At 70.1% G+C, this 19,244-nt stretch carries 18 protein-coding genes; 9 read left to right on the forward strand and 9 right to left on the reverse strand.

Going from position 1 to position 19,244, the window contains the following annotated elements:
* Window positions 1–525: 525 nt before the first annotated feature.
* Window positions 526–1,650, forward strand: coding sequence for a transglycosylase SLT domain-containing protein (locus tag BpN12_RS18625; RefSeq protein WP_246796977.1), 1,125 nt, complete (start codon window positions 526–528; stop codon window positions 1,648–1,650).
* A 135-nt stretch (window positions 1,651–1,785) separates the two neighbouring features.
* Here BpN12_RS18625 and BpN12_RS18630 read toward each other — a convergent pair whose 3' ends face one another.
* From BpN12_RS18630 to tatA, 5 genes are all read right to left on the reverse strand, one after another.
* Window positions 1,786–2,979 (reverse strand): pyridoxal phosphate-dependent aminotransferase, encoded by a 1,194-nt coding sequence (locus BpN12_RS18630; RefSeq protein WP_246796978.1) that lies wholly within the window; start codon window positions 2,977–2,979, stop codon window positions 1,786–1,788.
* A gap of 52 nt (window positions 2,980–3,031) precedes the next feature.
* The gene (gene nusB, locus BpN12_RS18635; RefSeq protein ID WP_042624067.1) at window positions 3,032–3,469 is read right to left on the reverse strand and encodes a transcription antitermination factor NusB; all 438 of its coding nucleotides are present in this window, start codon (window positions 3,467–3,469) and stop codon (window positions 3,032–3,034) included.
* A complete protein-coding gene (gene ribH, locus BpN12_RS18640) occupies window positions 3,466–3,984 on the reverse strand; it encodes a 6,7-dimethyl-8-ribityllumazine synthase (RefSeq protein ID WP_042624068.1) in 519 nt (172 codons plus the stop codon). Before ribH ends, nusB begins: the two co-directional genes overlap by 4 nt.
* 78 nt (window positions 3,985–4,062) lie before the next feature.
* Window positions 4,063–5,190 (reverse strand): bifunctional 3,4-dihydroxy-2-butanone-4-phosphate synthase/GTP cyclohydrolase II, encoded by a 1,128-nt coding sequence (ribBA, locus tag BpN12_RS18645; RefSeq protein ID WP_246796979.1) that lies wholly within the window; start codon window positions 5,188–5,190, stop codon window positions 4,063–4,065.
* A 349-nt stretch (window positions 5,191–5,539) separates the two neighbouring features.
* On the reverse strand, window positions 5,540–5,767 hold the full coding sequence (tatA, locus tag BpN12_RS18650; protein ID WP_246796980.1) for a Sec-independent protein translocase subunit TatA: 228 nt from the start codon (window positions 5,765–5,767) through the stop codon (window positions 5,540–5,542).
* Between the two features lie 353 nt (window positions 5,768–6,120).
* Here tatA and BpN12_RS18655 point away from each other — a divergent pair, with 353 nt between their 5' ends.
* Together BpN12_RS18655 and BpN12_RS18660 are read left to right on the forward strand one after the other, a co-directional pair.
* A complete protein-coding gene (locus BpN12_RS18655; RefSeq protein ID WP_246796981.1) occupies window positions 6,121–7,377 on the forward strand; it encodes a cupin domain-containing protein in 1,257 nt (418 codons plus the stop codon).
* A 178-nt stretch (window positions 7,378–7,555) separates the two neighbouring features.
* A complete protein-coding gene (locus BpN12_RS18660; protein WP_246796982.1) occupies window positions 7,556–8,860 on the forward strand; it encodes an Nramp family divalent metal transporter in 1,305 nt (434 codons plus the stop codon).
* On the opposite strand, the gene BpN12_RS18665 is transcribed toward BpN12_RS18660, so the two are convergent.
* Window positions 8,747–10,159, reverse strand: a complete 1,413-nt coding sequence (locus tag BpN12_RS18665; RefSeq protein WP_246796983.1) for a LysR family transcriptional regulator — start codon at window positions 10,157–10,159, stop codon at window positions 8,747–8,749. The two genes, BpN12_RS18660 and BpN12_RS18665, sit on opposite strands and share 114 nt — an antisense overlap.
* A gap of 231 nt (window positions 10,160–10,390) precedes the next feature.
* Between BpN12_RS18665 and BpN12_RS18670 the strand changes: the two genes are divergently transcribed.
* Window positions 10,391–10,969 (forward strand): acyl-homoserine-lactone synthase, encoded by a 579-nt coding sequence (locus BpN12_RS18670; RefSeq protein ID WP_246796984.1) that lies wholly within the window; start codon window positions 10,391–10,393, stop codon window positions 10,967–10,969.
* Window positions 10,970–11,061: 92 nt separating this feature from the next.
* On the opposite strand, the gene BpN12_RS18675 is transcribed toward BpN12_RS18670, so the two are convergent.
* Both BpN12_RS18675 and BpN12_RS18680 read right to left on the reverse strand, forming a co-directional pair.
* Window positions 11,062–11,763: a flavin reductase family protein gene (locus BpN12_RS18675; RefSeq protein ID WP_246796985.1), complete on the reverse strand. Its 702-nt coding sequence runs from the start codon at window positions 11,761–11,763 to the stop codon at window positions 11,062–11,064.
* A 36-nt stretch (window positions 11,764–11,799) separates the two neighbouring features.
* Complete coding sequence (locus BpN12_RS18680; RefSeq protein ID WP_246796986.1) at window positions 11,800–12,285, reverse strand: universal stress protein; 486 nt, start codon at window positions 12,283–12,285, stop codon at window positions 11,800–11,802.
* A 143-nt stretch (window positions 12,286–12,428) separates the two neighbouring features.
* Between BpN12_RS18680 and BpN12_RS18685 the strand changes: the two genes are divergently transcribed.
* From BpN12_RS18685 to BpN12_RS18705, 5 genes are all read left to right on the forward strand, one after another.
* Window positions 12,429–13,340, forward strand: a complete 912-nt coding sequence (locus BpN12_RS18685; RefSeq protein ID WP_246796987.1) for a LysR family transcriptional regulator — start codon at window positions 12,429–12,431, stop codon at window positions 13,338–13,340.
* Between the two features lie 215 nt (window positions 13,341–13,555).
* Window positions 13,556–15,217, forward strand: a complete 1,662-nt coding sequence (locus BpN12_RS18690; protein WP_246796988.1) for an MFS transporter — start codon at window positions 13,556–13,558, stop codon at window positions 15,215–15,217.
* 13 nt (window positions 15,218–15,230) lie between these two features.
* Window positions 15,231–16,301: an HlyD family secretion protein gene (locus BpN12_RS18695; protein ID WP_246796989.1), complete on the forward strand. Its 1,071-nt coding sequence runs from the start codon at window positions 15,231–15,233 to the stop codon at window positions 16,299–16,301.
* Window positions 16,298–17,923: an efflux transporter outer membrane subunit gene (locus tag BpN12_RS18700; protein WP_246796990.1), complete on the forward strand. Its 1,626-nt coding sequence runs from the start codon at window positions 16,298–16,300 to the stop codon at window positions 17,921–17,923. The genes BpN12_RS18695 and BpN12_RS18700 overlap by 4 nt, the downstream gene beginning before the upstream one ends.
* Window positions 17,924–18,072: 149 nt before the next feature.
* Window positions 18,073–18,345 carry a hypothetical protein gene (locus BpN12_RS18705; protein ID WP_246796991.1) on the forward strand — a complete coding sequence of 91 codons (273 nt, stop codon included), beginning with the start codon at window positions 18,073–18,075 and terminating at the stop codon, window positions 18,343–18,345.
* Window positions 18,346–18,354: 9 nt separating this feature from the next.
* Here BpN12_RS18705 and BpN12_RS18710 read toward each other — a convergent pair whose 3' ends face one another.
* Window positions 18,355–19,179: an autoinducer binding domain-containing protein gene (locus tag BpN12_RS18710; protein ID WP_342346215.1), complete on the reverse strand. Its 825-nt coding sequence runs from the start codon at window positions 19,177–19,179 to the stop codon at window positions 18,355–18,357.
* Window positions 19,180–19,244: the final 65 nt, after the last annotated feature.

Genomic DNA, 19,244 nt, shown 5'->3' on the forward strand with positions numbered 1-19,244 from the left:
CGGGGCGCCGGAAATCGAGCACCGATTTTACCCGGGGTGGCTCCGGGCAGCGTGATCCGCGAATTTGTTAAACCCCCATGAAAGCCAGACGGTGCGCGGCTTTTCGCGCCGCGCCGTAATAAATGATTACCTTTTGTTATGATTTCGAGACTTTATAGTGTTGACGATCTATAAAACCCTCCCTAGAATCCGCTCACATTGTTCGCCGGACCCTCTGGCTGACAACCAGTCTTCGGTCTTCCAGACGCTTCGCGTCGCCGTCCGCCGCGACCTGTACGGCACATGACGGTAGTTTGTCGTCCGAGCCAGCGCCTTCGCGACGCTGGTTTTTTGCGTGGGAGCCACCGCGCGTCAGTCTGCCCGCCGGGTACTGACCTCAAGCCGCCGTGGCCCCGAACGGTACACATACCGTTTCTCCGACGTCGTCGCCCGATCCGGGTGCGCAACGTCCTGATTCCGCGGCCACGCGTCCTTCTCGCTACCGAGTCGAGCGAGCCGCACGAGTCATGTTCATGGGAGATCTGAATGAACGCTTGGTTATCGTGGCGTCCCTCCGAACGGCATGCGCAGTTGCTGCGTGAAGTGCTCCGCCGGGGGACGCGTGTCAGCCACCATCTCTTCAGCGTCGTCGGCGGTCTGGCCGTCGTCGTCGCGTTCGCGCTCTGGATGCTGCCGAACGCTCGCGGCACGCTGGCCGCAAAACTGATGCCCGTGCTGTCGGCCGCCGTCAAGGCGGGGCCGGCGCGGCTGCTGTCCGGACACCCGCTGCCCGCGTTCGGCCCCGGCAACACCGAGGACGACGTCGATGCCGACGGCCAGGCTTCGCCAGTCTCGCCGGTGTCCTATTCGCCGTCCGGCACGGCCGCCGGCGACGTCACCGCGGCCGACGACGCGATCCGCAACGGCCAGTCGCCGGTCACGCTCGCGAAGCTGATCCCGACCCAGCGCGTCGCGGCCGACGCGCGCGACGATCGCGTGTTCTCGAACCGCGAGCAGGCGCTCGTCGCCACCTACCTCGCGCGCCGCTACCACGTCGCGCAGGAACCGGTCGGCCAGCTCGTGAAGGCCGCGTTCCAGACCGGCCACGACATCGGCCTCGATCCGATGCTGCTGCTGTCGGTGATGGCGATCGAATCGGGCTTCAATCCCTACGCGGAAAGTGGTGTCGGCGCGCAAGGGCTGATGCAGGTGATGTCGAAGATCCATTCCGACAAGTTCGAATACGCGGGCGGCACCAACGCGGCGCTGCGCCCGGTGGTCAACATCCAGGTCGGCGCGCTGGTGCTGAAGGACTGCATCGCGCGCGGCGGCTCGCTGCCGGGCGGCCTGCGCCTCTACAACGGCGTGACGGGCACCGACGATGGTGGCTACAGCGCGAAGGTGCTGGCCGAGCGCGGCCGGCTGCGCGACGTCGCGCGCGGCCGCAACGTGTCGATCTACGCGCCGCAGCTGCCGACGCCGGTGACCACCGCGTCGGGCTCGTCGTCCACGCCGGTCACGGGCCAGAAGCGCGTGCAGGCGACGCTCGACGGCGCGCACCCGATCACGATCAAGGCGACCGTGCCGGCCGACGCGAAGACCTCGCCGCAGGCCGACGCGAGCGCCGATACGGGCGTGAAGCACGACGGCGCGGCGGAAGTCGGGACCTGATCGGGCGGCCCGATCCCGCCACGGAACGAACAATGCGAACAGGGCACCCTCGGGTGCCCTGTTCTTTTTGGTGTCGCGTATCGAGTTGCCGCGGGGTGCCGCGCTGGCCGCCGGCGCGTGCGGCGGGGCAAGCGGTTAGCGGCCGAACATCGCGCCGAGCCGCGCGACCGCTTCCTCGAGCCGCTCGTAGGCGGTGGCGTAGGACAGCCGGATGTACTCGCGCGGCGCGTGCAGGCCGAAGTCCATGCCCGGCACCAGCACCACGCCGGCTTCGTGCAGCATCGCGTCGACGAGCTTCGCGCTGTCGCCGGCGGCCGGATGGGCGACGCCGCCGCAGCGCGCGTAGACGTAGAACGCGCCGTCGGGCATCACCGGCACCTCGAAGCCGAGCGATTCGAGCGCGGGCACGATGTAGTCGCGGCGGCGCATGAACTCGAGGCGGCGCGCCTCGTAGACGGCCAGCGTGGCCGGCTCGAAGCAGGCGAGCGCCGCGTGCTGGGCCAGCGTGGACGCGCAGATGAACAGGTTCTGCGCGAGCTTCTCGAAGGTGCCGACCAGCGCCGGCGGCACCACCAGCCAGCCGAGCCGCCAGCCGGTCATGTTGAAGTACTTCGAAAAGCTGTTGACGGTGATCACGTCGTCGTCGAACGACAGCGCTGAGACGGGCGGGCCGTCGTAGCTGAGCCCCTGGTAGATCTCGTCGATGATCGCGAAGCCGCCGCGCGCGCGCACGGCGGCCAGGATGCGGCCGAGTTCGTCGGGCGCGAGCGAGGTGCCGGTCGGATTGGACGGCGAGGCCAGCAGCACGCCGCGCGTGCGTTCGCCCCAGCGCGCCGAGACGTCCGCGGCGGTCAGCTGGAAGCGCGCCTCGGGGCCGCTCGGCACCAGCACCGGCCGGCCTTCGGCGGCCGCCACGAAATGCCGGTTGCACGGGTAGGACGGGTCGGGCATCAGCACCTCGTCGTCGCGGCCGACCAGCGCAAGGCAGGCCAGCAGCAGCGCGGCCGACGCGCCGGCCGTGACGACGATCCGCTCCGGCGCGATCGTGAGCCCGTAGGCGCGCGCGTAGTGGGCGGCAATCGCCTCGCGCAGCGGCGTGATGCCGAGCGCGCTCGTGTATTGCGTCACGCCGCGCCGCATCGCGGCGGCGGCGGCCTCGACCACCGGCTCGGGCGCGGTGAAATCGGGCTCGCCGATGCTCATGTGGATCACGTCGCGCCCCGCCTGTTCGAGCAGCGCGGCCTGCTTGACGACTTCCATCACGTAGAACGGCTGGATCGCGTCGACGCGCGAAGCCAGCCGGATCAGCGGTTCGGCGGCAGTATTCATGTCCGGGACCGGAAAGGAAAGAAGCGCGAGCGCCGCGCGGCGCCCGCGTGGATCACGCGTTGCGGCGGGCGGCGGCCTCGTCGGGGCGCAGCTTGAGGGCGAGCTTGTCGGCCACGCCGTTCACGTATTTATAGCCGTCGGAGCCGCCGAACGTCTTGGTTAGCTCGACCGCCTCGTTGATCACGACGCGGTACGGCGTCTCGATCTGGTGCTTGAGTTCGAACGTGGCGATCAGCAGCACCGCGCGCTCGACCGGCGAGAGCTGCTCGATCGGGCGATCGAGGCACGGCGTGAGCACGGCGGCGAGATCCACGTGTTCGCGGATCACGCCATACAGGATCGTCTCCAGCAGCTCGCGATCGGCCTTGTCGTAACCCTGCGCGCCGCGCAACTGCGCGTCGATCTCGCCGGTGGACGCGTTCGACAGCAGCCACTGATACAGGCCTTGCGTCGCCAGTTCGCGCGATTGTCGGCGTGCGCTCTTCTTCATGCGCGTTCCTCTTCGTCGTCTTCGTCCTCGTCTTCCTCGTCCTCATCCTCGTTGAGCTGGTCGAGCGTCATCGTGAGGTTGGCCATCTCCACGGCCGTGCGGGCCGCGTCGCGACCCTTCTCGGTCATGCGCGCGATGGCCTGCTCGTCGTTCTCGGTGGTCAGCACCGCGTTCGCGACCGGCGTGTTGAAGTCGAGCGCGATGCGCGAGATGCCGGCGCCGCTCTCGTTCGAGACGAGTTCGAAATGATAGGTTTCGCCGCGGATCACGGCGCCGAGCGCGATCAGCGCGTCGAACTGGTTGCTTTCCGCGAGCTTTTGCAGCGCGAGCGGGATTTCCAGCGCGCCGGGCACCGTCACGAGGAGCACGTCCTCGCCGGCCACGCCGAGGCGTTCGAGTTCCTCGACGCAGGCGTCCGCGAGGCCGTTGCAGACCGGCTCGTTGAAGCGCGATTGCACGATGCCGATACGCAGGCCTTCGCCTTCGAGATTCGGTTGATATTGTCCGATTTCCATGTTCGTTCCGTGGTTGGATTCAGCGTGAGTAAGGAGCGGCAGCCAAAGGGTGAGCGGGCGAGCGCCGGGCCGGGGCGGTCAGACCGCCGAGGCCGCGCCGCCCGGCATCGGCACGAAGCCCGTCGCCTCGAGACCCCAGCCCGACATGCTGCCGAGCTTGCGCGGGTTCGCGAGGACCTGCATCTTGCCGACGCCGACGTCGCGCAGGATCTGCGCGCCGATGCCGAACGTCTTGAAGTCGACCGGGCGGCGCTTGAGCACCGCGGCCTTTTCCTCCTCGTCGAACGCGCGGAACACGTCGACGAGATGCTCCTTCGTGTCGCCGCAGTTCAGCAGCACGATCGCGCCGAGATCGCGCTCGGCGATCTCCTTCATGGCCGCGTCGAGCGTCCACGAGTGCGTCGAGCTGCTGGTTTCGAGCAGGTCGAGCACCGAGAGCGGCTCGTGGACGCGCACCGGCGTCTCGCGGTCGGGCGTGGGCGTGCCGCGCACCAGCGCGATGTGCGGCGAGCCGGTGGGCTTGTCGCGGTAGAGCACGGCCTGGAACGCGCCGTGCGCGGTCTGCATGGTGCGCTCGGCCACGCGCTCGACGATCGATTCGGTGCGGCTGCGGTAGTGGATCAGGTCGGCGATCGTGCCGATCTTGATGCCGTGTTCCTTGCTGAACGCGATCAGGTCGGGCAGGCGCGCCATCGAACCGTCGTCCTTGATGACCTCGCAGATCACCGCGGCCGGCGTGAGGCCCGCGAGCGCCGTGAAATCGCAGCCGGCCTCGGTATGGCCGGCGCGCACCAGCACGCCGCCCGGCTGGGCCATGATCGGGAACACGTGGCCGGGCTGGACGATCTCGTCGGCGCGCGCGTCGCGCTTGACGGCCGTGGCGATCGTGTGGGCGCGGTCGGCCGCCGAGATGCCGGTGGTCACGCCCTCGGCCGCCTCGATGCTGACCGTGAACGCGGTGCCGTACTGCGTGCCGTTGCGGTAGGTCATGAGCGGCAGGTTCAGCGTCTTGCAGCGCTCCTGCGTGAGGGTCAGACAAATCAGGCCGCGGCCGTAGCGCGCCATGAAGTTGATCGCTTCCGGCGTGACGAATTCGGCCGCGATGACCAGATCGCCTTCGTTTTCGCGATCTTCTTCGTCGACGAGGATCACCATCCGGCCGGCTTTCAGCTCGGCGATGATGTCGGGCGTGGAGGCGAGCGTCATATCAGAAAAGGGGGAGACGGGAGAAAAGCGCTATTTTACGTCACGCGCGCGCGGCTGCCTTGGAAATCCGGCGACGCGGGGCCGTGGCGGTCAAGGCCCGGGCACGCGGAGCGGGCGCGCGAGGCCGGGCGGCGGTGACGGCGCGGGGCGGGAGGCGGCGCGGGCGGGTGGAGGCGGGCCGGAGGGGCGGCGTGAGTGTGGCCCCCGGCGCGCTCCGGAAGCCGGCCGGAGGCGGTCGGGGTCGCGGCCCGGATCAGGCCCGGTCGGGTCCGGATGCGGCTGCGCGCGCGGCCCGGCCGTGCCGCCGCGCGCCGCGCACGCGAGCGCCGGGTCGCGCTCGCGCGCCGTCTCATTGCGAAACCGGCCGGCCCGTCTGCGCGTCGAGCGTCGTCGCGGCCTTCGCGTCGGCGGTGGCCGGCGCGGCCCCTGCCGGCGCGTCGCCGTCCTGCATGCCTTCCTTGAAACCCTTGATGGCGCCGCCGAGGTCCGAGCCGAGGCTGCGGATCTTCTTCGTCCCGAACACGAGCGAGACGATTGCCAGAACGATCAGCCAGTGCGTGATGCTGAGGCTACCCATGATCCACTCCTTGCGTGATTGGTGAATGCGCCGGTGAGCGCGTCGGGCGCCGGACCGAAACCAGCGCGTGCGCCGATCCTAAGCGCAATCGCGCCGGCCATCCATCAAAGCTGCTGATGGATTCGCCAACAAATCGTGATTGTTCATCGGCGGCGCGGCTCCCTAGTATTGGCGTCACGGAGCGGATGGCGGGCGCCGCTGCCGCGGTGAGCCGTTCGTGCTGCACGAGACGGCTCACGCCGGCACGGCGCCCCGCCGCCTCCGCCGGTGTTCCGCGTCGCGTTCCGAGGTGTGTGCCGAGGTGCGCCGCGACGGCCGGAACCATCAAGACGAACTATTCAGGAGAACAGAGCATGACCGATTTGAAACGTCGTAGCGTCCTGGTCGGCGCGGCCGCCGGTGCGGTGGCGCTGGGGGCGGCGGCGGCCGCGAAGGCGGCCGAGTTCGGCAATCCCGACACGCCGGCGCAGGGCGCCATCAACTCGACGCCGATCGCGATTTCCGAGCCGGGGCCGCAGAACCCGCAGCTGCGCGACGTGCTGCCGTCGTTCAACAACCCGCCCGCCACCGACGTCGGCGGCATGCCGATCCCGTGGGCCTCGTTCAACCTCGCGCACAAGCGCATCCAGGCGGGCGGCTGGGCGCGCGAGGTGACCACCAAGGCGTTCCCGGTGTCGAAGGACATCGCCGGCGTGAACATGCGGCTCGGGCCGGGCGGCGTGCGCGAACTGCACTGGCACCAGCAGGCCGAGTGGGCGATCATGGTCAGCGGCCAGGTGCGCATCACCACCATCGACACCAAGGGCCGCGCCGAAGTGGCCGACGTGCAGAGCGGCGACATCTGGTATTTCCCGCCGGGCCTGCCGCACTCGCTGCAGGGGCTGGGCGACAACGGCGGCGAATTCGTGCTGGCGTTCGACAACGGCGCGGCCGGCGAATTCAACACGCTGATGGTGTCCGACTGGCTCGCGCACACGCCGCCGGACATCCTCGCGCAGAACTTCGGCGTGCCGGCCGAGAAGTTCAAGGAGATCCCGCTCGAACAGCTGTGGATCTACCAGGGCGCCAAGGCCGGCCCGCTCGCCGCCGACCAGGCCTACGCGGCGTCGCCGGACGGCCGCCCCGATCATCCGTTCGTGTTCCGCATGAGCGCGATGGCGCCGACCCTCTCGACCTCGGGCGGCGAGGTGCGGATCGTCGACAGCCACAACTTCCCGGTCTCGAAGACGGTGGCCGCGGCGCTCGTGACGGTCAAGCCGGGCGGCCTGCGCGAGCTGCACTGGCACCCGGACAACGACGAGTGGCAGTACTTCATCAAGGGCAACGGCCGCATGACGGTGTTCAACACCGGGCCGGCCGCGCAGACCGTCGACTTCAGCCCCGGCGACATCGGCTACGTCGAGAAGAACCTCGGCCACTACATCAAGAACACCGGCAAGGAGGATCTGGTATTCCTCGAGATCTTCAAGTCGGACCACTTCTCGGAGGTCACGCTCTCGCAGTGGCTCGCCAGCGTGCCGCGTCAGCTGCTGCGCGAACATCTGCGCGTGGACGACGAGACGCTCGACGCGATCCACAACCTGAAGCGCCGTCGCGACGTGATCGCCTGAGCGTGGACGCGGTGCAGTGACGGCGGCGTCGCCTGCGCGCGGGTTCGGCCCGAACCCGCCGCACGGCGCGCCACCGGATTCGAGACTGCCGCGCGACGACGGTGACGACGACGCCGACGGCGCGGCGCAGGCGGGACCCTTTATCGAGACCCGGCCACCCCGGGAAGAGGCGCTCATCATGCTGATGGCAATCAAACGAACCGCCGGCTACGCCCTGTCCGGCGCGGCGACCACCGACACCGTGACGGCGATGCGCGAGGTGCTCGACCACAAGCGCCGCGGCGTGCGCGCGCTGCTGTCGTTCGCGGGGCCGGCCGTGATCGCCTCGGTCGGCTACATGGACCCGGGCAACTTCGCCACCAACATCCAGGCCGGCTCGACCTACGGCTACGAACTGCTGTGGGTGGTGCTGCTGGCGTCGCTGGTGGCGATGCTGTTCCAGGCGATGTCGGCCAAGCTCGGCATCGTCACCGGGCGCAGCCTCGCGGAAGTCTGCCGCGACGAATTCCCGAAGCCGCTCGTGATCGGCATGTGGATCGGCTCCGAGATCGCGGCGATGGCCACCGACCTGGCCGAGTTCATGGGCGCCGCGATGGGCATCGCGCTGCTGTTCCATCTCGCGATCGGCTGGGGGCTCGCGATCACGGGCGTGGTCACGGTCGGCATCCTGTCGCTCGACAAGCGCGGCTTCCGCCCGCTCGAGATCGTGATCGCCGCGCTGATCACGGTGATCGGCCTGAGCTACCTGTGCGAACTCGTGATCGCGCCGCCCGACTGGCATGCCGCGATCTTCCACACCTTCGTGCCGCATCTGCATGGCAACGACGCGCTGATGCTGGCCGTGGGCATCGTCGGCGCCACCATCATGCCGCACACCATCTATCTGCACTCGGGCCTCACGCAGAACCGCGCGCCGGCCCGCAACGACTACCAGCGCCGCCGCCTGGTGCGCTTCTCGAACCGCGAGGTGATGATCGCGCTCGGCTTCGCCGGCTTCGTGAACCTGGCGATGGTGGCGATGTCGGCCTCGGTGTTCCGCAAGCACGCGCCCGGCATCTCCGACATCACGGCCGCCTATCACACGCTGACCCCGGTGCTCGGCGCCGGCGCGGCCGCGCTGTTCCTGGTCTCGCTGCTGGCCTCGGGCATCTCCAGCTCGGTGGTGGGGACCATGGCCGGCCAGTCGATCATGCAGGGCTTCGTCGGCTTCCGCACGCCGGTGATGGTGCGCCGCCTCGTCACGATGGTGCCCGCGGTGATCGTCTGCCTGACCTGCAACCCGATGCGCGCCATGATCGACAGCCAGATCGTGCTGAGCCTGATCCTGCCGGTGCCGCTCGTCGCGCTGGTGGTGCTGTCCGCGCGCCGCTCAGTGATGGGTCGATTTGCGGCGGGCCGCAAGCTGCTCGTCATCGCCGGCGTCGCCACCGGCGTGATCGTGGCCCTGAACGCGATGCTGATCTGGCAGGCTGTCGTCGCGTAGCAGCGCGCGCGTGCGCAGCGCCACGTCCAGCGCGGCGCTGCCGGCGACCAGCGGTCGAGCAGACGGAGCAGCGAGCGACTGGCGCTGAAGATCCATGCCCGTATGTACCTTGTCGATTCCCGTGAAATGCGCGAGCCGCGCGCCGCCCTCGGCAAGGAGGAACTGCCGGAAGCGCAGCGCGGCCGGCAGCAGGTGCCGGTCGGCGCGATGCACCACGCACCAGTGGCGCCGCAACGGAAAGCCCTGCACGTCGAGGATTACCAGCAAGCCCGCGCGCAGTTCCGACTGAACGGTCTGCGCGGGCAGGAAGCTGATGCCCATGCCGGCCATCACCGACTGCTTGATGGCCTCCGCGCAGCCGATCTCCATGAAGCGCGGCGCGAACGGCCGGCCGCGAAACGCGTCGTCGGCGGCGCTGCGCGTGTCGGTGCCGCTCTCCCTGACCAGCAGGCATTCTCCGGCGATGCGCTCGGACGGGATGTCGTGCGCGCCGGCCAGCGGATGGGCGGGCGAGGCGACCAGCACGAACGGGTTCGGCGCGAAGGCCTCGGCGACGATCGCGGCGTCGTCCGGCGCGTGGACCATGATCGCGAGGTCGATGCCGTCGTTGCGCAGCAGCGCGATCAGCTGGTCGCGGCTGCGCACCGTCATGTTGAGCTCGAAGCCGGTCTCGCCCTGCATGAACGCACCGATCAGGTGCGGAAAGAAATAGCTGCCGGAGGTGATGAGCCCGACGCGCATCTGCTCGCCGCCGCCGATCCTGAGCGTGGCCAGCGATTGCTCGGCAGCTTTCAAATCGGCAAGGATCACCCTACTGTGACGTAACAACAGCTGGCCGGCTTCTGTCAGCGAGATCCGCTTGCCGGCATGGCGGAACAGCGACACACCCGCCTGATCCTCCATCTGCTTGATCTGCATGGAGACGGCGGGCTGGGTCAGGTGCAGGTCCTCGGCCGCGCGCGAAAAACTCAAATTGCGCGCAACGCTTTCGAAAGTTTTGAGTTGGCGGATTGTTATATTTTTCATATGAGGCCGTGTCTCCGATGGGGAATGTTTTAACGCGTCCTTGAATGAAACCGGGCAGCTTGTTCGCAGTGTAGTCCGAAGCGTGCCAGCTTGGATCGCCGTGAAAACACGGGATATCCGCGGGTCGTCGCTTGGTGCTTGGTATTGGGCGTGAGCGCACAAATATATGTAAAACAAAACATAAAGATTGGGTGCGCGATCGAATCCGGACCAATGCGGAAAAGGGTTGGAAAATGACCCGGAAAAGCGCCGGAGCGTGTCGGCGGTTGGCATACATGCAGCGGACGATTCGTCCGTGTCCCGGCATCGGCGGCCGGACGCCGGACGCGCGTGGAACGCGGAGCATCGCCGGAGACCCAGATCATCGGGATGCCGAAGTATTTTTCACGATGCCTCGCGCGTAGCGACGGCACCGCAGGCACGCCACTGGAAACCTTGCCAGTTGCAAACGCCGATGGTTGCGATAGTTTTGAGCGCCTGTCCGATACGTTGCGGAGGCAAGGCATGAAGGCGGTCAGCGGTAGTCGTGCATCGTTCGAGCCCGCGCTGCTCGCGCAGCTGGGGCGCTTCCGGCACGGCGTGTTCGTCAAGCACCTGAAGTGGAACCTGCCGATGGTCTCCGCGAACGACGAATTCGAATGGGACGAGTTCGATCGCGCCGACGCCGTGTACGTGGTGCTGCGCAGCCGCGACGGCGACGTGCGGGCCTGTGCGCGCCTGCTCGCGACCACGGCGCCCTACCTGATGCACAAGCTGCTGCCCGATGTGCCGCCCGAGGCGCCCGATCCGCGCGTCTGGGAGCTGTCGCGCGTGGCGGTGGCGCAGCGCGCGGCCGCGGAGGCCGGCGACGGGCGCGACGCGATGCAGACGCTGCTCGCGGCCGTGATCGAGGCCGCTCGCGCGCGCGGCATCTCGCGGCTGATCGGCGTGGCCGCGCCGGCCATGATGCGGCTCTACCGCAAGAAGGGATTCAGGCTGGTGCCGGAAGGCAAGACGTTCGTGCTCGCGGGCGAATCGCTGATGCGGTTTTCGCTGCACGTATTCGACGGCCGGGCCGCCGAGCGCGCGCGGCTGGCGCGGTAATCACGGTGGCCCGGGCGGGCGGCCGGCACCGGGCGTGCCGCGAGGGCGCGCTGGCGCGCGGCTCGCCGGCGGAGTCAGCAGGCTCAGCCGATTCAGCGGTTCGCGGTCTCGGCGCGCGGCTGCTCGGGTTGGGACGGTGCCGCCGCTTGTGCCGATGGTGCCGATGGTGCCGCCGCCGCGGCTTGGGGCGCACCGCGCACGGCCCGCGCCATGCGGCCGAGTTCGGTCCCGGCGTTGCGGTAGCTGCGGAAGCTGAAGATCAGCGGGCGCCACTGTTCGGCATCGACGCCGCCCGCATCGGGCGCCACCACGTCTTCATGCGCCCACAGCGCCACCACGCGCGCCTCGATCAGCGCGAACCCCTCGGGCTCGTCGGCCACGGCGCGGATGTGCTCGACCACGGCCTCCATCTGCAGCGGGCATTCGTCGACGCAGGCCGGGCGCACCTGGCTGGAAGCGCGCCGCGTGAAGCCGGACGCGGCCCATTTGTCGGCGTCGTGGCGGATCTGCGGCGCCTTGTGGGCCGGCACCTCGGGCTTGCCGGTCAGGCTGGAGAGGATCTCCACCTGGCGCCAGAGCGCGGCGCTGGCGAGGTTGAAGGTGAACTCGCGATCGCGCGCGATGTTCTCGGCGGTCTGCGAGGCGCTGCCCATGCCGATCACGATCCGGTCGCGCAGCGACCACGACGAGGACATGGCGGCCAGGTTTTCCGAGCCGTCCGCGTTGATCGTCGAGATCAGCGCGACGGGCGTGCCGTAGTACATGCTGCGAGGCGGCAGGGCAACGGTGCGCATGAGGCATTCATCCTGAGGAAGGGGAAGGTGGGCGGGTCATTCGGCAGCGGCGCGGGCCGGCGTCTCGCGCACGGCAAGCTCGCCGGCATCGACCAGCACCGGGCACGGGGCGCGGTCGATCACGGCGTCGGCGGTGGACGGGTCGGCCCAGCGGCGCAGGCGCGACAGGTGGCGGTGGCCCATCACGACCAGGTCGGCGTCGATCCGGCGTGCCTCGGCGACCACGGTGTCGGCGGGCGGCCCGTCGCAGAGCCAGCCGGTCGCCTGCCGCCCGCGGCTGGTCAGATAGGCGACGGCCTCGGCCACCACGCGTTCGCCGTGCGCGGTCTGCTCGACGGCGCGCGGATAGAGCAGGCCGTCGGGCTCGCGGCCATCCGGCGCGGCGTCCACCTGCCGGTAGCCGGCGTCCACCACGCACAGCACGCTCAGGCGCGTCTCGCCGGTGGCGATCGCGGCGGCGAGGCGGAGCACGCACTCGCCCGAGGCGGAGCCGTCGAGTGCGATCAGGACGTTGGTGAACATGGCGGACACGGGCAGGAGGGAACAGCCTCGATGTTGCACTGCTTTCCGCGCGCCGGAAATACCGCCGGATGCATGTCTGCAGTGCATGCCGCGCACGGCTATCCGTGTGCGAAGATCAATTCATATCCCTATAATCGCCCGTCATGCAATCACCCGACCTCAATCTCCTGTTCGCCCTCGACGTCCTGCTCGAAGAGGGCTCGGTGGTGGGCGCCGCGCGCCGCATGAACCTGAGCGCGCCCGCCATGAGCCGCACGCTGGCCCGGATTCGCGAGACCGTGGGCGACCCGGTGTTCGTGAAGGTCGGCCGCAAGATGGTGCCGACGCCGCGTGCGCTGGCGCTGCGCGAATCGGTGCGCGGCGCCGTGACGAGCGCACGGCAGCTGCTGCAGCCCGAAAAGGACGTCAATCTCGCCACGCTCGAACGCGGCTTCACGCTGCATGCCAACGACGTGTTCGTCAGCGCGTTCGGGCAGAGCCTGCTGGAGCGCGTGCGCGGGGAGGCGCCGCACGTGCTGCTGCGCTTCTCGCCCGAGAGCAGCTCGGAGGACTCGGTGCTGCAGGACGGCGCCGTCGATCTCTACATCAGCGCGATGCGGCCGATGGGCGAGGACGTCCACGTCCAGCCGCTGTTCACGACCAAGTTCGTCGGCCTCGCGCGCGAGGCGCATCCGATCTTCGACGCCGAGATCACGCCCGAGCGGTTCGCGCGCCACGACCAGATCAGCGTATCGCGGCGTGGCCGTTCCAGCGGGCCGATCGACACGGCGCTGGCCGCGCTGGGCCTCGCGCGGCGCGTCTCGCTGGTGGTGCCGACGTTCCATTCCGGGGTGTTCATGCTCGGCACCTCGGACCTGATCCTGCCGGTGCCGGAGCACGTGGCCTGGGCGGTGCAGCGGATGGGAATCCGCGCGCGCGCGTTCTCGCTGCCGCTGCCGCTCGCGACGGTGGTGATGGTGCAGGGCTGGCATCCGCGGTTCCAGAGCGACGGCGCGCATCGCTGGCTGCGCCAGGTCGTGCGCGAGGTCTGCGCCGCGGGTGCGCCGGCGGGCTGAACGGCGCGCACGGGCCACCGCGCGGCCCGTATCGATGCGTGCGTCTGGCGCACGCATCGAGTGCAGACAAGTCAGTTTTCGTATTGTTGCACCGCTTCTAAACTCCGTCGGGTCATCGATCACGGGGGAACCGAAGTGGACGGGAGCAAGCGCGCGGCCGCGGCAGCGGCGGTGAAGGGACGGGCGGCCCCGGCGGCCGGCATGCCGGGGGCGCGATGAACGACGTCGCGATCGGCGCGGGCGCCGCGCCCCTAGCCGGTACGCCCTCCGCCGGTACGCCCGTGGCCGGCACACCCGCTGGCAGTCCGGCGCCCGCGCGCGCGGAGCCGGCCAAGGCCGCCGCGCCGGCCGCGTTCGGCGCGCGCATCATCACCGGGCTCGGCGGCGTGCTGCTGGCCGTGGTGATCGCGCAGCTCAACGATCACGTCACCGAAACGGCGATGGCCGACATCCGCGGCGCGCTCGGCGTGAGCCGCGACGGCGCGATCTGGCTGTCGGCGCTCTATCAGGCCGCGCAGGTCTGCGCGATGATGTTCGCGCCGTGGTGCTCGGGCACGTTCTCGCTGCGCCGCTTCACGATCGGCGCGGTGGCGGTGTTCGCGCTGCTCGGCGCCGTGATGCCGTTCGCGCCCGACGTCGGCACGCTCTACGCCCTGCGCCTCGTGCAGGGCCTCGCGGGCGGCTGCCTGCCGCCGATGCTGATGACGGTGGCGCTGCGCTTCCTGCCGCCCGGCATCAAGCTCTACGGCCTCGCCGCCTACGCGCTCACCGCCACCTTCGCGCCCAACCTCGGCACGCCGCTCGCGGCGCTCTGGTCCGAATACGTCGGCTGGCGCTGGCTGTTCTGGCAGATCGCGCCGCTCGCGGCGATCTCGATCGCGATGATCGCCTGGGGGCTGCCGCAGGATCCGCTGCGCCTCGAACGGCTGCGCAGCTTCGACTGGCGCGGCGTGCTGCTCGGCGCGCCGGCCATCGCGATGCTGGTGATCGCGTTCGAGCAGGGCACGCGGCTCGGCTGGGGCGACTCCGGCCTGATCCGCGCGCTGTTCGGCGGCGGCGGCGTGCTGCTCGTGCTGTTCCTCGTCAACGAGTGGTATCACCCGCTGCCGTTCTTCAAGATCCAGCTGCTCTCGCGGCGCAACCTCACGCATTCGCTGATCACGCTCGGCGGCGTGCTGCTGGTGCTGGTCGCGGTGCCGGGCGTGCCGGCCGCCTATCTGGCCGAGGTCCACGGCTACCGGCCGCTGCAGCTGGTGCCGCTCGCGCTCTGCGTGGCGCTGCCGCAGCTGGTGGCGCTGCCGCTCGTCGCGGCGCTCTGCAACATCCCGCGCGTGGACTGCCGCTGGGTGCTCGGCATCGGCCTCGCGATGATCGGGCTGTCGTGCCTGGTCGGCGCCGATCTCACCTCGGAGTGGGTGCGCGAGAACTTCTACGCGGTGCAGCTGCTGCAGATCTTCGCGCAGCCGATGGCCGTGATCCCGCTGCTGATGCTGGCCACCAACGGCATGACGCCGATGGAAGGGCCGTTCGCGTCGTCGTGGTTCAACACCGTCAAGGGCTTCTCGGTGGTGGTCGGCACCGGCGTGACCGAGGGGCTCACCACCATGCGCGAGCGCTATCACCTGAACGTGCTGGCCGACCAGTCGGGCAACCATCCGCTCGCCGGCGACCTCACGCGGCAGGCCTGGGGCGCCGCCAGCGGGCTCGATCCGCAGGCGCTGCTCGCGCTGCTGTCGGCGCGCATGCACGAGCAGGCGCTGGTGCTGGCCTCGGCCGACGTGCTGCGCGTGATGGCGGTGCTGTCGTTCGCGCTGATCCTGCTGATTCCGCTGATTCCCACCCGCATCTACCCGCCGCGTCCCGTGGCTCAATCCTAGAGATTCGTATTCCATGTCGAACCTGTCGCTCAAGAGGAAGCCTTACCTCGTTGCCGTCGTCGTCGCGGCCGTGCTGGCGCTCGGCCTCGCCGGATTCCGCTTCACGCGCTCCGCCGGCGAAACCACCAACGACGCCTATGTCGATGCCGATTTCAGCCTGGTCGCGCCGCGCGTGGCGGGGCAGATCGTGTCGGTGGGCGTCGAGGACAACCAGCAGGTCCGCAAGGGCCAGCTGCTCGCGCAGATCGACGATCGCGACTATCACGCCGCGTTCCTCGCCGCGCAGGCGGACGTGGCGATGGCGCAGGCCGCGGTCGGCAACGCCGCGGCGAGCCTCGTCGAACAGCAGGCCACCATCGACCAGGCCGGCGCGAACCTGGCCGCGCTGCGCGCCAACTACGCGTTCGCGCACGCCGACGCCGAGCGCTACGCGGACCTCGCGCAGCACGGCGCCGGCAGCGTGCAGAACGCGCAGCAGTCGCGCGCGCGCGTGGACGCCTCGCGCGCCGACGTGACGCGCGGCGAGGCCAGCCTCGCCGCCGCGAAGCAGCGCGTGGCGGTGCTGCAGAGCACGCGCGAGCACGCCGAGGCGGCGCTCGAACGGGCCCGCGCCGCGCTCGAGACGGCGCGCCTGAACCTGGGCTGGACGCGCATCACGGCGCCGATCGACGGCATGGTCGGGCGGCGCTCGGTGCGGGTGGGCGCGTGGGTCGGCGCCGGCACGCCGCTGCTGGCGGTGGTGCCGCTGCAGCGCGCCTACGTGGTCGCCAACTTCCAGGAAACGCAGCTGACCGACGTGCGGCCCGGCCAGCGCAGCGAGGTGAAGGTCGATACGCTGCCGGGCGTGGTGCTGCGCGGCAAGGTGGACAGCGTCGCGCCGGCCACCGGCGTGACCTTCGCCGCGATCGCGCCGGACAACGCGACCGGCAACTTCACGAAGGTGGTGCAGCGGATTCCGGTCAAGATCGTGCTCGACCCGGGCCAGCCGTCGCTCGAACGGCTGCGCGTGGGGATGTCGGTGGAAGCGTCGATCAGCACCGACGACGTGCATGGCAACGCCGGCGAAGCGGTGGCCGCGCGATGAGGACCGCCATCACGCTGCTGTGCGGCGCCTGCGCATTGCTGGCCGGCTGTACCGTCGGCCCCGATTTCCAGCGCCCGACGGCGGCGCTGCCCGCGAGCTGGACCGGCGACGGGGCCGTCGCGCCGGCGGGTGCCTCGGCCGCCGTCCCGGCTTCTTCGACCACGGCCGCGCACGATGCGGGTGGCGCGGAAGCGCCGGTGGCGAGCCGCCCGGTGCCCGGTCCGCTCGACGTCGACTGGTGGCGGCAGTTCGGCGATCCCGAGCTGAGTTCGCTGATCGAGCGCGCCAGCGCGGGCAATCTCGACGTCGAAGCGGCCGGCGCGCGCGTGGCCGCGGCGCGTGCCGCGCGCCGCGTGACGGGCGCCGAGGCGCTGCCCGCGCTGAACGGCAGCGCCGCGTACCAGCACGCGCGCTCGAGCCAGAACGGGCTGATCGACGTGTCGGGCCTGAACGGCAAGAGCGACTACAACCTCTGGCAGCCCGGCCTCGACGTGTCGTGGGAGCTCGACCTGTGGGGCCGCGTGCGGCGCCGGATCGAGGCCGCCGACGCGTCGCTGCAGGCTGCCGAGGACTGGCGGCGCGCGGTGCTGCTGTCGATGCTGGCCGAGACCGCGGGCAGCTACGTGCGCCTGCGAGGCGTGCAGGCGCAGCAGGACATCGTGCGGCGCAATCTCGACACCGCGCGCGACAACGCGCGGCTCACGCGGATCCGCCTGCGCGACGGCGTGGCGACGCAGCTGGACCTCGCCGAGGCCGACGCGCAGGTGAAGACCATCGAGGCGCGCCTGCCGCCGCTCGACCACGAACGCGCACGGCTCGTGAACGCGCTGAGCCTGCTGCTCGGCGCGCCGCCGCGCACGCTCGAGGCGGAGCTGCGGCAGGCCGCGCCGCTGCCGCCCGTGCCGCCGGCGGTGCCGGTCGGGCTGCCGTCGGAGCTTGCCGAGCGGCGCCCCGACATCCGCGAGGCCGAGGCCACGCTGCACGCGGCCACGGCGCAGATCGGCGTGGCGGTGGGCGACTTCTATCCGCGCGTGACGCTGTCGGCGAATCTCGATCTGCAGGCCATGCATTTCGGCGATCTCGACAGCTGGAGTTCGCGCGCGTTCGGGGTGGGGCCGGCCATCAGCATCCCGCTGTTCGAGGGCGGCAGGCTCAAGGGCCAGCTCGCGCTGCGCAACGCCGAGCAGCAGGCGGCGGCGATCGGCTACCGGCGTACCGTGCTGAACGCGTGGCACGAGGTGGACGACGCGATGAGCGCCTACCGCACCAGCCAGCAGCAGCACGACACGCTCGCCGAGGCCGTCGAGCAGAACCGCCTCGCGCTCGACAACGCGCGCCGCCAGTACCTGGCCGGCGCCACCGATTTCCTTAACGTGCTGACGGTGCAGCAAAACCTGCTCGGCACGCAGCAGGCGCTGGCCGTGAGCCGCACCGACGTGCTGGTGTCGCTGATCGGCCTGTTCAAGGCGCTCGGCGGCGGCTGGCAGACCACCTTCCCGGCCGCCGATGCGCAGGCCGGCGCGGCCGGCATGCCGGCCGCCGCCTCCGGCGTCGGCGCGAACGCAGGCAGCCGCGCCGGCACCGCGGCGACGGGCGGCGCGCCCGCGCCCCGGGCCGGCTGAGCACGACCGCGGCCGCGCACGCGTGTCGCGCACGGGGAACACCGGCCGCCACCGGCGGCGGCCGTCTTCGGCAGGGCGACGACGCGGCACCGCGCGAAGCGCGGCGTCCCGCCCTGGTATTTCACTTGCAAGCTATCCGGGAGTCGACGATGAAAGCACGCTGGACCATCCTGAACGATGCTCACGCGGTTGCGGCCCGGCCGTCGAGGCCGATGACCGACGACGGCCACGCATCCCTGCTCGATCTGCGCGAGCTCGACCTGCACGTGCCGGCGCCGACCGCGCTGGCGTCGTCGTTGCAGGCGGCCTCGTTGCCGCCCGTCGAGCGCACGCCGCGCGGACGCGCGACACGGACGCCGCGCACCCCGCGCGCGCCAGGCGCCGCCCGCACTCCGCGCGCGGCGGCGCAGCCGGCCAAGTAGCCGCGCGTATCAGCCCTTGTCGTCCTCGGTCACGAGGCAGGCCGCGCGCGCATGACCCGGCGCGGGCTCGCGCGAGGGCGCGTCGCGCTCGACGAGCGGATTGACCACCGCGACGTCGCTGAACAGCAGCCCGAGGATCGCGGCCTTCGCCACCGCGTGCATCTTGTTCGAGGCGCGCAGCTTCTTCACCGCGTTCGCGACGTGGTAGTTCACCGTGCTCTCCGCCAGATTCAGGATCGTGGCGATTTCCACCGAAGTCTTGCCTTCCGCGCTCCACAGCAGCACCTCGCGCTCGCGCGCGTTGAGCTGGTGACGGACCTCGGGCAGCGTATGCGGCAGCAGCAGCCGCGCCATCGTCGCGTGCGAGATCTGCGACAGCCATTCGAGGCGCGATTCCTTCGCGTCGAGTTCGAGCCGGTCGATCGCGGTATGGCTGCGCGCGAAGCTGAACATGCCCATCGCGCCCGACGGATCGCGCGCCGACTGCACCCAGCCGTGCCGCAGCCCGTAGGACCAGGCCTGCTCCCAGAACGCGCTGCCGTGCGCCGACAGCGCGGGCCACAGGAACGGCAGCGTCGAGCGCATGCCGCGATCGACGGTGGGATCGAGCCGCAGCAGCGATTGCTCGCGATAGTTGAGCTGCCATTGCATCGGATAATTGTTATGCATATATACCGGCATCCGCGAAAGCGGAATGGGAATTCGCATGCCGAACGCACAATATTCAAATCCCAGATTTGCGACAATTTTCGCAATAATGGAAAACGCATGCGCGGCATCCGTTGCGCGCTCGAGCTGCAACATCACATCTTCTCGCCAGCTGTCCATCTTCATCCCCGCGGAAAAGCATTTAAAGAAGCGCGCGGAGCCAATGCGGCTGCGGTTTGCAGCTCATGGCA

The sequence above is a fragment of the Burkholderia perseverans genome, assembly GCF_022870505.1.
In the GTDB taxonomy this organism is placed as follows: domain Bacteria; phylum Pseudomonadota; class Gammaproteobacteria; order Burkholderiales; family Burkholderiaceae; genus Burkholderia; species Burkholderia plantarii.

What these genes read in the sequence shown, in the direction of transcription:
- BpN12_RS18680 (WP_246796986.1), bottom strand. Translation starts at nt 12,285, where the DNA reads ATGTTCACCAACGTCCTGATCGCACTCGACGGCTCCGCCTCGGGCGAG.
- BpN12_RS18630 (WP_246796978.1), bottom strand. Translation starts at nt 2,979, where the DNA reads ATGAATACTGCCGCCGAACCGCTGATCCGGCTGGCTTCGCGCGTCGAC.
- BpN12_RS18660 (WP_246796982.1), top strand. Translation starts at nt 7,556, where the DNA reads ATGCTGATGGCAATCAAACGAACCGCCGGCTACGCCCTGTCCGGCGCG.
- BpN12_RS18670 (WP_246796984.1), top strand. Translation starts at nt 10,391, where the DNA reads ATGAAGGCGGTCAGCGGTAGTCGTGCATCGTTCGAGCCCGCGCTGCTC.
- BpN12_RS18655 (WP_246796981.1), top strand. Translation starts at nt 6,121, where the DNA reads ATGACCGATTTGAAACGTCGTAGCGTCCTGGTCGGCGCGGCCGCCGGT.
- BpN12_RS18710 (WP_342346215.1), bottom strand. Translation starts at nt 19,179, where the DNA reads ATGAAGATGGACAGCTGGCGAGAAGATGTGATGTTGCAGCTCGAGCGC.
- BpN12_RS18695 (WP_246796989.1), top strand. Translation starts at nt 15,231, where the DNA reads ATGTCGAACCTGTCGCTCAAGAGGAAGCCTTACCTCGTTGCCGTCGTC.
- BpN12_RS18665 (WP_246796983.1), bottom strand. Translation starts at nt 10,159, where the DNA reads ATGCCAACCGCCGACACGCTCCGGCGCTTTTCCGGGTCATTTTCCAAC.
- BpN12_RS18675 (WP_246796985.1), bottom strand. Translation starts at nt 11,763, where the DNA reads ATGCGCACCGTTGCCCTGCCGCCTCGCAGCATGTACTACGGCACGCCC.
- BpN12_RS18700 (WP_246796990.1), top strand. Translation starts at nt 16,298, where the DNA reads ATGAGGACCGCCATCACGCTGCTGTGCGGCGCCTGCGCATTGCTGGCC.
- BpN12_RS18685 (WP_246796987.1), top strand. Translation starts at nt 12,429, where the DNA reads ATGCAATCACCCGACCTCAATCTCCTGTTCGCCCTCGACGTCCTGCTC.
- ribH (WP_042624068.1), bottom strand. Translation starts at nt 3,984, where the DNA reads ATGGAAATCGGACAATATCAACCGAATCTCGAAGGCGAAGGCCTGCGT.
- tatA (WP_246796980.1), bottom strand. Translation starts at nt 5,767, where the DNA reads ATGGGTAGCCTCAGCATCACGCACTGGCTGATCGTTCTGGCAATCGTC.
- BpN12_RS18690 (WP_246796988.1), top strand. Translation starts at nt 13,556, where the DNA reads ATGAACGACGTCGCGATCGGCGCGGGCGCCGCGCCCCTAGCCGGTACG.
- ribBA (WP_246796979.1), bottom strand. Translation starts at nt 5,190, where the DNA reads ATGACGCTCGCCTCCACGCCCGACATCATCGCCGAGCTGAAAGCCGGC.
- nusB (WP_042624067.1), bottom strand. Translation starts at nt 3,469, where the DNA reads ATGAAGAAGAGCGCACGCCGACAATCGCGCGAACTGGCGACGCAAGGC.
- BpN12_RS18625 (WP_246796977.1), top strand. Translation starts at nt 526, where the DNA reads ATGAACGCTTGGTTATCGTGGCGTCCCTCCGAACGGCATGCGCAGTTG.
- BpN12_RS18705 (WP_246796991.1), top strand. Translation starts at nt 18,073, where the DNA reads ATGAAAGCACGCTGGACCATCCTGAACGATGCTCACGCGGTTGCGGCC.